Below are 13,764 nucleotides of genomic sequence, written 5' to 3' on the forward strand. Positions count from 1 at the left end.
GCGGCCGTTGCTCGACGGCCTGCCGCCCCTGCGGTCGGCATACCGCGAAGCGTGCCGGGCGTGCGAGCGTGCGCGCGCAACGGGCGTGCCCGCAGCGGGTGTGCGCCGGACGGGCAGAAAATCGCGCCCGTCGGCCTGTTAACAGCGCGTGCCGCGCTTCACCGGGTAAATATTGCCGGCGTGTTTCGCGTTTTTATAGGATGAATGTAAAAAGGCAGCGGCACGGACGCGCGAATGCCGAAACGGCATGGCTGCGCGGTAATCGCGGTTTTCTAGGCGCTCCGCGGCCGGCATTGGAAATTTCTATATCGCGGCACCTTCCGCGGCGGTCCGCTGTCGATGATAAATATTGCAACGAAGGGAGTATGCGGTGCCGATTTTCAAAACCGGGCCGCCAACGCCTATGGGAGAAACCGCAAACCGTCCGAAGCAACGCGGCGACGTGCGCGCGCTGACCGGCCGCTCAGCGGCGATGCGCACGCTGCTCACCCGTATCGAGAAAATCGCGCCGACCCGCGCGAGCGTGATGATCGCCGGAGAAAGCGGCGTCGGCAAGGACATCGTCGCGCGCCGGCTGCACGATCTGAGCGCCCGCTGCAACGGTCCGTTCGTTCCCGTGAATTGCGGCGCGATCCCGGCAGACATTGCCGAAGCGCAGTTGTTCGGCCACGAAAAAGGCAGCTTCACCGGTGCGTTCGCGCAGCGCGAAGGCTTCTTCGAAGCCGCGTGCGGCGGCACGCTGCTGCTCGACGAAATCGCCGAAATGCCCGCGTCGCTGCAGGTGAAGCTGCTGCGCGCGCTCGAGTCGAACACGATCGTGCGGGTCGGGGGCACCGAGTCGATTCCGCTCGACGTGCGCATCCTGTCCGCGACCCGCCATAATCCGGCCGAGGCCGTCCGCGACGGACGCTTGCGCGAAGATCTGTTCTACCGGCTCGCCGCATTCGCGCTATACGTGCCGCCGCTGCGCGAGCGAAGCGGCGACGTCGAAGCGATCGCCCACGAGTTCGTCGACGCGCTCAATGCGCGGCATCGCTCGCACAAACGGCTGACCGACGCGGCGATTGCCGCGCTGCGCGCGTATTCGTGGCCCGGCAACGTGCGCGAGCTGCACAACACGATCGAGCGCGCCTACATCCTCGCGGACGACGGCATCGACGTCGTGCTGCCGACGCCGAGGATGCTGCCCGACCGCACGTCCGACGGTGCAATGGCGCTGCCGCTCGGCGCAACGCTGCACCACGTGCAGCAACGCTTCATTGCGGCAACGCTCGAGCACTTCGGCGGCAACAAGCCGCGAGCCGCCAAAGCGCTCGGCATCAGCCTGAAGACGCTGTACAACCGGCTCGCGCTAATGCGCGACAACGACGGTCACGGTTGAGCATCGCCGCACGCGCGGCGGTGCGGGTAGCGGTCGATCAGCCGATGGAAATCATGCGACCTTGAATTGCCCGACCGTCGTCGCGAGCGCGTTCGCCTGCGTCTGCAACGCGGAGGCCGCCGCGGTCGACTGTTCGACGAGCGCCGCGTTCTGCTGCACCATCTCGTCGAGCTGCGTGACCGCGCGGTTCACTTCCTGAATGCCGCGCGTTTGCTCGTTCGCTGCATGCGTGATCTCGGAGATGATCGTCGTCACGTTCGCGACGTTCGCGACGATCTCGCGCATCGTTTCGCCGGCCTGACGCACCTGCCCCGATCCGGCCGACACACTCGCGACCGTCGATTCGACCAGCACCTTCACTTCTCGCGCGGCCTGCGCGCTGCGCTGCGCGAGACTGCGCACTTCCTGCGCGACGACCGCGAAACCGCGGCCCTGCTCGCCCGCTCGCGCGGCTTCCACCGCAGCGTTCAACGCGAGGATGTTGGTCTGGAATGCAATCCCGTCGATCACGCCGATGATGTCGCCGATCCGGCCCGACGCTTCCTCGATCTTCTCCATCGTCGCTACCACGTCCGACACGACCACGCCGCCGTGCGACGCGATCCGCGACGCGGCGGCCGCGCGCTCGTCGGCCTGCCCCGCGGCGGCGGCCGACTGGCCGACCGTCGCGGTGATCTCTTCCATCGATGCGGCCGTTTCCTCCAGGCTCGCCGCGGCCGATTCGGTGCGCGACGACAGGTCCTGGTTGCCCGCGGCGATTTCGTTCGCGGCCGTGCGCACCGATTCGCTGGCGTCCCGGATCTGGCGCATCACGTCGTTCAGCTTGTCGACGAAGGTATTGAACGAACGCGCGATGTCGGCGACCTCGTCGCGGCCTTCGGCCGGCAGGCGTTGCGTCAGGTCGCCCGTGCCCGAGCCGATCGACGCCATCGCCTGGCGCACCTGCGACAGACGGCGGAAGGCGGTCGTGGTGATTGCGCCGACGATCAGCGACGCAACGCCGACGATCACCACCAGCGTGATCAGCGAAGCCGTCAGCAACGAGCGCATGCCGGCCGTCGCTTCGGATTTGTCGAGCAGCACCAGCGCATACCAGTCGGTGCCCGGCACGGCCTGCGCACGCACGAGCTTCGCGTCGCCGCCCACGTGCACTTCGACCGGCGCGGTGGCCGCGGCCAGCGACGCGACGCTCATCCCGCCGAGATCCGCCGACACGTCGGCGACCGGCTTCAGCGTGAGCTTCGCGTCGGGATGAGCGACGACGTGGCCATTGCTGTCGATCAACATCCCGAAGCTCGCGGGCGTCGGGTGGATCGACTTCACGTTTGCGATCACGCTGTCCATCGCGACGTCGGCGGCGACGACGCCTTTCAGCCCGCCGTCGCGCAAGATCGGCGCCGCGAACGTGACGACGAGGTTGCCGGTGCCCGCGTCGACGTAAGGCGGCGTGACGACCGGCTTGCCGGCCTGCGCGGCCTGCTTGTACCAGGGCCGGCCGGTCGGATCGTAATCGGGCGGGATCCCGGTCGGATCGGAGAAATGGAACGCCTTGTCCGCGTAGCCTGCGTACACGTTCGTGAAGCCGCCTGCTGCGGCCATCTGCTTGAACACCGGCAACGGATCGGGCGACAGCGCGGCATCCTGGAGCGAGGCGATCATCCGGCTTTTGGTCGCGACCCAGTCGCCGATGCCGACCACGTGACCGCTCGCGACCGACGTCAGGTTGCGGTCGATCGCGTCGTCGTTGTACGAGCGTGCGATGAAGTAATTGATCAGCGTGGTGGCGGCGAGCGCGAATACGACGATGGCGACGCACGCGGCAAGAATGCGGGTGCGGATGGACGAGAACATGGTGACGACTCGGTAAGGAAGCGCGAATGCGCGGTGGACGAATTCACCGGGTAAACGGCATTTGCGCGCCCGACTTGAGATCGTCGTGACGATTCGATGAAAAGTATGAGGAAACGCGGCCGTGGCCGTACACGTCCTGTCGGCACGCTTTCGCGCCTCGGCCGCGACTCCGGCGCATCATGGACGCGGGCGCGTGCCGGCATCCTGGGCGTCGTCGCGCTGCGTTCCGGGCGACGTGTCGCGCTCGATTTCGTCCTGCCTGCGCATCCGTTCGCGCAGGTGCCGGATCGCGAACACGTGGATGTAATCGTGCACGCGGGCATCGGACGACAGCGCGCGGACTTCGTCGTCGAGCATCGTACGCAACTGGTCGGCGCCGATCGCGCGCTGTTCGGCGACGGCCTTCAGCGATTCAAGCAGATTGTCCTGGGACATCAACGGGCTCCTGACGGTCGAGGAACGAAAGGAAACTGACGTTATGGAAGAGTATGGTATGGATCGCCGCCCGGCGTGCGATGCGCCGGCACGTGTTTGCGCACGGTCAACGGCACGTTGCGTGCCGCCGCGCCGATCCGTCGCCGGATCGGCACGCGCGCAGGATTCGCGGCGCACATGGCCGCGAACGACTGGAAGGATTTACCACGCCACCCCGAGGCGCGGCACCGCCGGTCGCGCTGATGATTCAACGTCGCGCGACGTCGATGCACGACGGAACTTAGACCGGCCGAAATCCCGCGTCAAGCGCCGTGCGCGGGCCGGCTTTCGTCAGTTCGAATGTGTCGGATCGCGATGCGCGGCATCGCGCGCCGGCGCTGCCGCGGATGCAGCGGCCGCGGATCCGCACTGCGGCGTGTCAGCCGATTCCGATAGCCGGCACGCAACGGCTGACAGCGGCTTCAGCGCACGCCGATTGGCAGCGCGATCTTCGCGGCGGATACTGGCGACATGAACGATGCGTTCATACCGGTCATCGCTCAGCCGGCCATCGAGCCGGCGCGCGGGGTCCGGCGCAGGAGACCAATCATGTCACATCGCTACTTCCCGGCCCCGGACGGACAGCGGCGCGCACGCGCGGCGTCCGCTTCCGCGACGCCTGCCGCTGTCCGCCCGCCAGCGGACCTCGACGCATTGCTCGCGCTCGCGTGCGAAGCCGGCTTGCTGGTCACGCTCGACGGACAGATCGGCAGCGAGAAATACCAGAGCGTCGCGGGGTCGGTATTCGCGCTGCAGCGGTTCGCCGCCGCACTCTGCGCGCGTGCCGGCGCGGACGCGTCCGCGTCCGTCAAGCCGACGCCGCGCCGCAAGACGCGCCCCGGCTGGCCGCGACTGCGCAATCGCACGCCGCTCGGCCGAGGACGCCTGCGCGGCGTAAGCCGGCACGCTCGCGCAACTCGCGGCGCCCACTGCCGACGCGAGCTTCGCGCGCTTCGCGCCGCGTAACGGCGTGACATCCGGCAGGCGCGGCACGGGCGGCATGCCGTGCCGTCCGGCCATTTCCGCGCCGCTGGACGCGCGCCGAATGCGACGGTATCGCCGAGTCGTCCATACCGGTTGACGATCGCGGCTCACGTGCCGCGACGCGCCGCTACACGCGACGACATCGCTACAAAAATATCCTGCGAGGAAAGTGGTTTGCACGGGGCCAGGAAAGCGGACGGGGTGCGATGCACCCCGTCCGTTGTCCAAGGCAGCCGCCGGCTGCCTACCCTCGTGCCAGAGAGTTCATTGACCGGCTCACGTACGGTGCGCGGCCCGGCGCCAGAAGACAACCGAATCGCCGCGGCACTGAATGATTGCGATGCGTTCCGATGCGAGCGGTGCTCCGCGCGCACCAGCGCGTTGTGCCACTGTGTCACGTGATGCGCGCAGCGTTTCTGATGCAGGTCAAGCAACGTTCGCTTTGCTTGATCCGCCGCAACACTTCAATCGGCGCCGCGCACGAGCAGCACCGGCACCTGAGCGAGATGCGCGAGCCGGCGCGCGACGCTGCCGATCAGCCAGGCTGCGATGCCGCGGCGGCCGTGCGTGCCGACCACCAGCAGTTCCGCGTGCCAGTGCACCGCTTCGCGCATCAGCGCATGAGCGACGTCGTCGCTGGTCGGACGGGTTTCGACGATTCCGCGCTTGGTGGGGTTCCCGGCCGCATGGAATAGCGGCGCCACTCGCGCGAGCGCATCCTCGCCCTCCGCGCGATACGCATCCTCGAGGGCGCGCACCGGCACGATATCCGTCAAGCGAACCGCACGATCGACGACGTAGGCTGCGTACAGCAGTGTCGTCGGCGCAGCGAAGCCGAGGCCGACGCGCACGGCGTGCAGCGATGGCTCGCTGCCGTCGACCGCGAACATCAGGCGTTGCAGCGGGCCCTCCGTCGGGCGCGCATAGCCGGCAGGCACGATCAGCAGCGCGCAGCGTGCGCGTGCGGCCAGCGTGTCCGACATCGCGCCTTCGACGAGCCGCAGCAGGCCATGGTGCGGATTGGCGCCGACCACCAGCACGTCGGCATGCCATTCCGACGTATCGTTCGCGAGTGCGTTGGCCACCGTACCGCCGGTGATCGACGTATCGATAACGACCTGCTCGATCTCCGCGCCGCTGTCGGCGAAGAACCCGGCGGCACGCGTGAGCGTCGCCTGCGCTTCGCGCGTCATGTCGTCCCGCGCTGCGCTCAGCAGCGCGTCGATGCGCGGAATGTCGGGCAACACGAGGCGCGGGTTGTCGATCGCGCAGACGATGCGTACGCGCATGCCGGGACGCAATAGCGTGCGCGTGTAGCGGATCGCGGACAGCGACTCCGGCGTCGGGTCGACGGCCAGCGCGATTCGTGCGAGCGCGGGAATGGTCGAAGTGGATTGCATGGCGAAGGCCTCGTTGTGGACGCGTCGTCGCGGAGACGACCGGAACTTCGCGAGGATGCGGCCGCGCCGGCCAGACAGCCGGCGCGGGCGCGCGAATCGGCGGATGACCGCGCGAAGCGCGGACCAGCGATTCAAACAGCATATGACGTCGGGCCAACACGTGCATGATCGGGATCAAACACCGGTAGGCCGCGCTGCAAGGCACGCGCATGTTCCATGCGTCCGGCGCAGCGCGGCGGGCGTCGACTCGATGGTTTATTACGGCCAGACCGGGCGAGGCGGTGCGCGCGACTACGAGCGACTACCACGCACACGACGCCGCGCTGCACGATTCACACCTGGCCGATCGCGAGCGCGACGCGCATGTCGAGCGAGACCGTACTACCACGGCAGTCAGCGCGAGAAAGCCGCGCCCGACGTCCGACGCTCGCGGCGACCGATTGATTGCGCCGCGAACGCGATCACGTGCACGAAAGCACCACGACGCCCCCAATGGTGTCACTGTTCGGCAGCGTGGCCGTGTAGCCGACTGCGATCAACGGCCGCGTTGCGTCGTGCCCGACCACTACCGACTGGAGCAGCAACTGCCCCGTAGTCGATGCCCCGTTCAACGGCGCCTGCGTGCTCGTCAACGTATATGGCCTGTCCATCAGGTTGATCGACAGGGTCAGGTTGTTGAGCGTGCGCGTCGCGAGATCGACCGTAGCGGAACTCGTTCCGAGCGTGCCTGCCGCGCCGCCGTCCGCGTTCGCGACCGTATCGGCGAGCAGTTGGGTGCATGCCAGCGTGCCGCTCGTCGCCTGCAACGACAACGGCGTGCCGACCGCGTAGTGGACGCCTTGCTGACTGGTATAGGTGTTGCCGTCCGTATCCATCGCCTGATTCCAGCGGCCGATCGCGACATCGGTCCCCACGCTTTCAATCTCCGTTACGGCGCCGTGGTCGAGCCCCAGGCAGTCGGTCTCCGCGGCCGACGACGCAAGCGTCGTAAATGCGCCCCCTGGCTGCTGAAGCTGACTGGACGCGGGCGCGTTCGGCGCGGTGAAGTTGCGGTTCTTCGCATAGGCGGCAGGCAGGCTGGGCACGACCACGATAGCCAGTTGGCCGTTGTTGGCGGCGATCTGGGATGCCGAGCCCGAATAGGTGAACTTCCCGCTCGGCCGACATGCCGTCTGAGTAGACGGTTGGGAAGGCTGCGGCGATGAAGGCGAACCGGTGCGCCGGCCTCCATTACGTGCCAACTTGAGACGCGATGCTCTTTGCCTATCCGCCAAGGTCGAATTGCGAGATATTAGGCCGACATCGCCGAGAAATCTGCGACACGTTACTTCACGGCAACATGTCGAAACGGCCCGCCGCCGCAGCCGCGCGACGGCTTGACGCCGCCGCGTATGCACGATAGCAACGTACGCGTGCCGATAATCGGCAACTACGCCGCGGCATCACTTCGACAACGTCGCCCTCACCGTATATTCGCCGCCGAGCGCCGCATGCTCGGGCCGTACGAAATACCGCGACGAATCCAGATCGGCCGGCAGGGGCTCGACCGGATAACCGTGTTTCTCCCACGCATCGAGCCCGCCTTTCAGCGCCTTGATGTTGTGAAGCATTTTCTTGCGCTGCATCTTCGCGATGAGCCGCTTCGCGGTAGCCTCGTTCGGGCACACGCAATACACGACGATCGGCCGCTTCAGCAGCTCGGGATCGAGCAGGTCCGGCGAATCGAGATCGACCGGCACCGCGCCGGCGATCCGGTACGGTTCGCGTTCGCGGATCGCACGCGGCCGCGCATCGAAGATCAGCGGCGGCTCGTTCGACGTCATCATTTCGACGAGCTGCGGCGGCGAAATGCGCACCTGCGCGAGGTAGCGGCGGAACTGCACGCGGCGCACCCAGCGGTACAGCAGGAACGTAATGAAGATCGCGAGGAATGCGTCGAGGATCGTGCCGCCGCTCGCGCGCACCCACAGCACGAACTGGACGATCTGGTCGTGCACGGCCGCGCCGCCGATGAGCCAGAACGCGGCCCACAACGAAGCCCCGGCCAGATCCCAGAACAGGAACACGCCGACGCCGATCGCGGTCGTGCCGAGCAACGGTGCCGACACCAGCCCGAGTCCCGGAAGGAACTTGGAGAGGACGAGCAGCGGCGCGCCGTATCTTTCGAAAACATTACGCGCGAAACGCAGCGTGGTGTCGAGCGACAACGAAAAACGTACGAGCCCGTTCAGTAGACGCCGGCCGCGGGTGCGGCCCATGAAGAACCACAGCGAATCGGCGAGCATCGTCGCGCCGATCGCCGCCGCAAACATGCTCGCCCAGGATGCCTGCCCCATCGCCGCCATCGTACCGCCGAGAATGAGCATCGGCACGGCCGGCACCGGCACGCCGAGCTGCGTGATCAGTACGCTCGCGAACACGGCCCACGGGCCGAGCGACGAGGGAATCGCGATGGGAAAGTGCCACACGGCGGCGCTCCTGGAAGACATGCGGACCGTGCGACGGGGGCGCCGCCGATACGGCTGGCAGCGATCGCCGCGGCACGTCCGCGCCGACCCTGCACCATCCCGCATTCTAAACGGGTTTGGCCGGGACCGCGCGGAACGGTCGGCTTGCTGCGCCTACGCGTCGCCGCGCTGCGCGAGGCCTGCGACGTATTCCGCGTACGCGGGGAAGGCGGCGGCCAGCGCCGTCGCGTCGGCCAGCTCGAATTCGGCAAACTCGAACCCCGGCGCGACGGTGCAACCGACGAGCGCGACGTGTTCCGGCGACGCGCATCGTGCGCCGAACCAGCGTCCGGCCGGCACGACCGCCTGGAACACAGTGCCGGGATGCGTGAGCGGGTTGCCGAGCCGGTGAATGGTCAGACCGTCGTGTTCGTCGAGCACCCACACCTCGAGCGGATCGCCCGCGTAGAAATGCCAGACTTCGTCGGAACGGATCCGGTGCCACGACGAATACGCGCCGTCGCACAACAGGTAGTAGATCGCGGTCGACGCCGCGCGCGGCGCACCGTCGGCAGGACGTACGACCGAATCGGTCGCGCGATAGGTTTCCCGGAAATAGCCGCCTTCGGGATGCGGCTGCAGGTCGAACTGGCGAATCAGGTCGGCGGCGGAAATCGGCATGGCGGATGATATCGGTAAAGGGAAAGCCCGGGCACGCGGCGGATAGCCAGGCCGATCGACAAAGCGATCGGCCGCCGTCGCTTGCCGCTGTATCGATCGCCGCGGCCATGCGCGCGGCGACGTGGATCGCACGCAACGCGGCGCGCGACGATGATGCGGATACCCGGCCGATGCTGCCAGAACTGTGGGCCGCGATGCAACCGCCGCGCCCGATCGTGCGTTGCGCATGCGCCGCATGTGCGGCGTGCATATCCTTTTCGCAGGCGCTGCGCGCCACCGCACGCGTCATCTGCGCGCAGCCGACGGGCCGCGCACCGCAAGCGCAGCCCGCGGCACCGACTACCGCGCGTCAGCGCGCCCGTGCCGCCGCAACCGGCTCATCGTGCCGCACCAGCAACACGGGCCGGTCGGCCGCGCGCAGCAGCGATTCCGCCACACTGCCGAGCAGCAACCGACGCAAGCCGTGCCGCCCGCTCGTCCCCATCACGATCAGGTCGGCGTCAGCCTCGGCCGCGGTGCGCATCAACACCGCCGCGACGTCCTCGCCATACGCGTCGAGCGCGCGCACGATGCCCGGCACGTGTTGCTGCGCGAGCACCGCTTTCGCGTCATCGAGCACGGGCGTCGCCGCGTCGACGGCCGACACGTCGCCGTCGTGTTCGGCCGCAAACCCCGCATCCACATCGACGAGTTGCGGCCTGCGTTCGACGACATACGCACACGTGACTTCGCCGCCGGACGCCACCGCGATCCGAATCGCCTCGTTCAGCGCGAGACGCGCACTCGGGCTGCCGTCCAGCCCGACGAAAATCCGCTTGTACATTGTTCGCCCTCCGACCGGTCACCGATCGCGCACCGGCGCGACGGTGAACCTCCACCGCGAGCCAACCCGATGCCGGCTCGCCTGCCGAACAGTCTGCCCCACGCCCCGGCGCGTGCGTTGACGCGCGTCAATCGCTGCCGGAACGCCCTCTGCTCCGCCCGGCAAGCGCATTTTTTGCTGACCCTATTACAAAAAACGTGTAAAGCGCGCACAATTTCGTCTTCAAAACAGACTTCGCATGCGGCCTGTGCGAGTTTTCCCGCTTTGCCGCGCTGCCCAGTGCCACGGGCGGTCCCGACATCAGAATGGCCATCGAATGAACGCTAGTGGAACCCCGTCGCGTGACGCCCGAGGGCCCACGCGCTTCCAGCCCATCTTACGCCAGCCGCTCGCGGCCGCTGTCGTCACGCTGTTCGCCGGCGCGGCGCTGTCGCTCTGCGTCGCGCTGCTCGTGCGCGAACAGTGGCAAGGCGCCGTCCATACGCGCTTCGAACGCCGCACGACTCACGTGACGGCGATGTTGCGCCACGAACTGCAGGCGGGCGTCGCTGTCCTCAAGGGCGCGCGCGCCACATTCGCGCTCGCGCCGCAGATGACGCCGGATCAATGGCGCCGCTACGCGGATACGCTCGATTTCGACAGCGGACGCTCGCCGGTCCGGCAAATCGGCTACGCGCCGTTGTCGCCGGCGGCCCGCGCCGCGCTCGGCGGCAATGGGCCGCTGCCAGCCGGCCCGCTCGCGGTCGCGGCGCTCGCCGCGCCCGCGGCCAACTCGCCCGGCGTGCGCTTCGGCGCGCAGGACCAGGCCGCGCTCGCGCAGGTGCTGCGGACCGGCGATGTGGCGCTCGGCATTCATTCGACGGACAACGACACGTCGCGCGACACGCGCACGCTCATGCTGTTCCTGCCGGCGGCCGCGGCCTCTCGCACCGCCGTCACGCCTGTCCGCGCCGCTGAATCCGCCGCCGACGGCGTGCTGTTCGCGGAAATCAGCCCGAGTCGCATCGTGGAGCGCGCACTCGATGCGGAACGCGGGCTCGACCTGCGGCTGAGCGCGGGCGACGATCCGCACCCGATCGCGAGCGCAGAGGCGACGACCGACGAGGCGTCCGCGTCGCCCGACCTGCTGCGGCGCACCGACCAGCTGAATTTCGGCGGCACGATACTGACGCTTGCCTATTCCGCGGACGGCCGGCCGAGCGCGACCGGCGCGCAGCGCGCGGCGGGCACGGTGCTCGCGGCGGGCCTGATCGCTTCGTTCGCGTTCGCGGCGCTCGTCCATGCGCTGCTGCGCGGGCGCGCGGGCGGCGCCGACACGGGCGCGAGCAGCCGCGGCATCCTCAACGAGGCGCGGATGATGGGCATCATCCGTTCGTCGATGGAAGCGATCATCACGATCGACGAGAAGCAGACGATCGTGATCTTCAATCCGATGGCCGAGCAGGTGTTCGGCGTGTCGGCGATGGAGGCGATCGGCGCGCCGCTGTCGCGCTTCATCCCCGAACGATTTCGCGCCGCGCATGCGAAGCACGTCGACCAGTTCGGCGTGACGGGCGTGTCCGAACGGCAGATGGGCCGCCAGCGTGTGCTGTTCGGCCTGCGCGGCAACGGCGAAGAATTCCCGATCGAGGCGTCGATCTCGCAGATCCGCGACGCATCCGGCAAGCTCTATACGGTGATGCTGCGCGACATCACCGAGCGGCAGCGCGCGGAAAATGCGCTGAAGCAGTCGCGCGAGGAACTGCGCGAGCTCTCGGCGAACCTGCAGAACGTGCGCGAGGAAGAAAAGACGCGCATCGCGCGCGAACTGCACGACGACCTCGGCCAGCAGCTCACCGCCCTGAAGATGGACCTGTCGGTCGTCGAGCAGCAACTGCGCGCGCCGGCCGACGCACGGCCGGGCGACGGCGTGCTGTCGCATCTGCAAGGCATGCGCCGGCTGATCGACGCGACGGTCGCGTCGGTGCGCCGGATCGCCGCCGATCTGCGGCCGGTGATGCTCGACGACCTCGGCCTCGTGCCCGCAATCGAGTGGCTCGCGAACGACTTCACGAACCGCTACGGCATCGACGTCGAGCGGCACATCGAAACAGGCGGCCTCACGTTCACCAGCGCGGGGGCGACCACGCTGTTCCGGATCGTCCAGGAGGCGCTGACGAACGTCGCACGCCACGCGGACGCCACGCGCGTTGCATTGCGGCTCGACATCGAAGACGGCGTCTGCGTGCTGCGCGTCGCGGACAACGGCCGCGGCGCGGCGCCGGGCGGCGCTGCGCACGAGGACAAATCGTTCGGCCTGATCGGCATTCGCGAACGCGCGCACATGCTGGGCGGCAGCGTGACGATCGACACGGCGCTCGCGCGCGGCTTCTCGATTACCGTCGCATTCCCGCTCGCCACCGTTCAACAGGAAACCACCCTCACATGATCAAGGTGCTTATCGCCGATGACCATACGCTCGTGCGTGACGGTCTGCGCCACATTCTCCAGAACGCCACCGGATTCGAGGTCGCCGGCGAAGCATGCGACGGCGCGTCGACGATCGCACTGGTTCGGTCGGTGCCCGCTCAGGTGCTGGTGCTCGACCTGTCGATGCCCGGCCGCAACGGCGTCGAACTGATCAAGCAGATCAAGGACGAGAAACCGGCATTGCGCGTGCTCGTGCTGACGATGCATGCGGAACAGCAGTACGCGGTGCGCGCGTTCCGCGCCGGTGCGTCGGGCTATCTGACGAAGGAAAGCGCGAGTGCCGAACTGGTCGGTGCGGTGACGAAGGTTGCGACGGGCGGCGTCTACGTCAGCCTTGCGATGGCCGAGCAGTTCGCGCAGAGCCTGAACGAGCCGGCGGAGACGCTGCCGCATCAGCGGCTGTCCGATCGCGAATTCGACGTGTTCCGCCGGATTGCCGCCGGACAAACGCTGACCGAGATCGCGCAGGCACTATGCGTGAGCGCGAAGACGGTCAGCACCTACAAGACCCGCATCCTGGAAAAGATGCAGATGCCGCACGAAGCGGCGCTGGTTCGCTATGCGATGCGGCACAAACTGCTCGACGAAACGGACGACGTATAAGCGGTCGGGCCGGCAAACCGTTTCGCTCGCGCCAGCCGCGCAACATGCGATCGGCCGGATTCGCTCCGGTCTTTACTTCGCCGGAACCGGGCACGCGAGATCGCCTTCCTCGCACGACAAATAACCCCTCAGCGTTTCGTTGCGCGTCTTCGTCAGATCGTCGAGGCAGGTCGACACGACCATCGGATACACGGTGCCGCCTTCGGCATTCGCGCTGGAGAAGTTGCATTCGGCATCGCGGTACGCGATCCATGCGCGCTGCGCATTCACGAGCTTGTCGGCGAGCGGCTGTGCGCCGCGCAGGCGCGCGATGACGGCCTCGTAGGTGCGGTTCAGTTCCGCGTCGGATTTCTTGTACGCACGATCGGCACACGCCGTCAGCGTCGTCTGGTCTGTCGCGTTCGCGCAATTCGCCTGCGCATGGGCAAGGTTGGCCGTCAGCGCGAACGCGCACAGCAGGCCGGTCGAGACACGCATGGATGCTCCTGTTTGTTTTCGTTGAAGTCGTGGAACGTGGTGCCGGGCTTGCGCCGCGCCTCGGCGCGCGGCGTTGCGAGCGTGCCGGCGCTATTCCAGCCGGCGCGGCCGCCGTCGCTCGGCGATGCCGACCGCGATGCTAGCGCACGCGCGGGCAATTGTCAGCCGGCGCGC

At 67.8% G+C, this 13,764-nt stretch carries 12 protein-coding genes; 4 read left to right on the forward strand and 8 right to left on the reverse strand.

From position 1 onward, the window contains the following. The first annotated feature begins 403 nt into the window (after positions 1-403). Positions 404-1,381 carry a sigma-54 dependent transcriptional regulator gene (locus tag KDW55_RS05210; protein ID WP_249173831.1) on the forward strand — a complete coding sequence of 326 codons (978 nt, stop codon included), beginning with the start codon at positions 404-406 and terminating at the stop codon, positions 1,379-1,381. Between the two features lie 51 nt (positions 1,382-1,432). Here the strand turns inward: KDW55_RS05210 and KDW55_RS05215 are convergent, their stop codons facing one another. Together KDW55_RS05215 and KDW55_RS05220 are read right to left on the reverse strand one after the other, a co-directional pair. Beyond that, positions 1,433-3,232 carry a methyl-accepting chemotaxis protein gene (locus KDW55_RS05215; protein WP_069242953.1) on the reverse strand — a complete coding sequence of 600 codons (1,800 nt, stop codon included), beginning with the start codon at positions 3,230-3,232 and terminating at the stop codon, positions 1,433-1,435. Between the two features lie 177 nt (positions 3,233-3,409). Then, entirely contained in the window at positions 3,410-3,667 is a 258-nt protein-coding gene (locus KDW55_RS05220; protein WP_040139784.1) for a DUF3562 domain-containing protein, read from the reverse strand. A 588-nt stretch (positions 3,668-4,255) separates the two neighbouring features. Here KDW55_RS05220 and KDW55_RS05225 point away from each other — a divergent pair. Then, positions 4,256-4,672, forward strand: coding sequence for a hypothetical protein (locus KDW55_RS05225; protein ID WP_069242951.1), 417 nt, complete (start codon positions 4,256-4,258; stop codon positions 4,670-4,672). Between the two features lie 482 nt (positions 4,673-5,154). Here the strand turns inward: KDW55_RS05225 and KDW55_RS05230 are convergent, their stop codons facing one another. From KDW55_RS05230 to KDW55_RS05250, 5 genes are all read right to left on the reverse strand, one after another. After that, positions 5,155-6,090, reverse strand: coding sequence for a universal stress protein (locus tag KDW55_RS05230; RefSeq protein WP_212160028.1), 936 nt, complete (start codon positions 6,088-6,090; stop codon positions 5,155-5,157). A 461-nt stretch (positions 6,091-6,551) separates the two neighbouring features. After that, entirely contained in the window at positions 6,552-7,175 is a 624-nt protein-coding gene (locus KDW55_RS05235) for a hypothetical protein (protein WP_315854873.1), read from the reverse strand. A gap of 357 nt (positions 7,176-7,532) precedes the next feature. Beyond that, positions 7,533-8,558: a DedA family protein/thiosulfate sulfurtransferase GlpE gene (locus KDW55_RS05240; protein ID WP_040139780.1), complete on the reverse strand. Its 1,026-nt coding sequence runs from the start codon at positions 8,556-8,558 to the stop codon at positions 7,533-7,535. Positions 8,559-8,711: 153 nt separating this feature from the next. Continuing rightward, complete coding sequence (locus tag KDW55_RS05245) at positions 8,712-9,218, reverse strand: cupin domain-containing protein (protein ID WP_040139779.1); 507 nt, start codon at positions 9,216-9,218, stop codon at positions 8,712-8,714. A 349-nt stretch (positions 9,219-9,567) separates the two neighbouring features. Continuing rightward, complete coding sequence (locus KDW55_RS05250) at positions 9,568-10,041, reverse strand: universal stress protein (protein ID WP_059546856.1); 474 nt, start codon at positions 10,039-10,041, stop codon at positions 9,568-9,570. Between the two features lie 316 nt (positions 10,042-10,357). Here KDW55_RS05250 and KDW55_RS05255 point away from each other — a divergent pair, with 316 nt between their 5' ends. Together KDW55_RS05255 and KDW55_RS05260 are read left to right on the forward strand one after the other, a co-directional pair. Beyond that, positions 10,358-12,469, forward strand: coding sequence for a PAS domain S-box protein (locus tag KDW55_RS05255; RefSeq protein ID WP_040139777.1), 2,112 nt, complete (start codon positions 10,358-10,360; stop codon positions 12,467-12,469). Next, on the forward strand, positions 12,466-13,113 hold the full coding sequence (locus KDW55_RS05260) for a response regulator transcription factor (protein ID WP_040139776.1): 648 nt from the start codon (positions 12,466-12,468) through the stop codon (positions 13,111-13,113). Before KDW55_RS05255 ends, KDW55_RS05260 begins: the two co-directional genes overlap by 4 nt. Before the next feature lie 72 nt (positions 13,114-13,185). Here KDW55_RS05260 and KDW55_RS05265 read toward each other — a convergent pair whose 3' ends face one another. Further along, complete coding sequence (locus KDW55_RS05265; protein WP_209822586.1) at positions 13,186-13,590, reverse strand: lysozyme inhibitor LprI family protein; 405 nt, start codon at positions 13,588-13,590, stop codon at positions 13,186-13,188. Between the last annotated feature and the right edge of the window lie 174 nt (positions 13,591-13,764).

Origin of the sequence: Burkholderia sp. AU19243, from assembly GCF_018148075.1 — a bacterium.
Lineage (GTDB): Bacteria > Pseudomonadota > Gammaproteobacteria > Burkholderiales > Burkholderiaceae > Burkholderia > Burkholderia latens_A.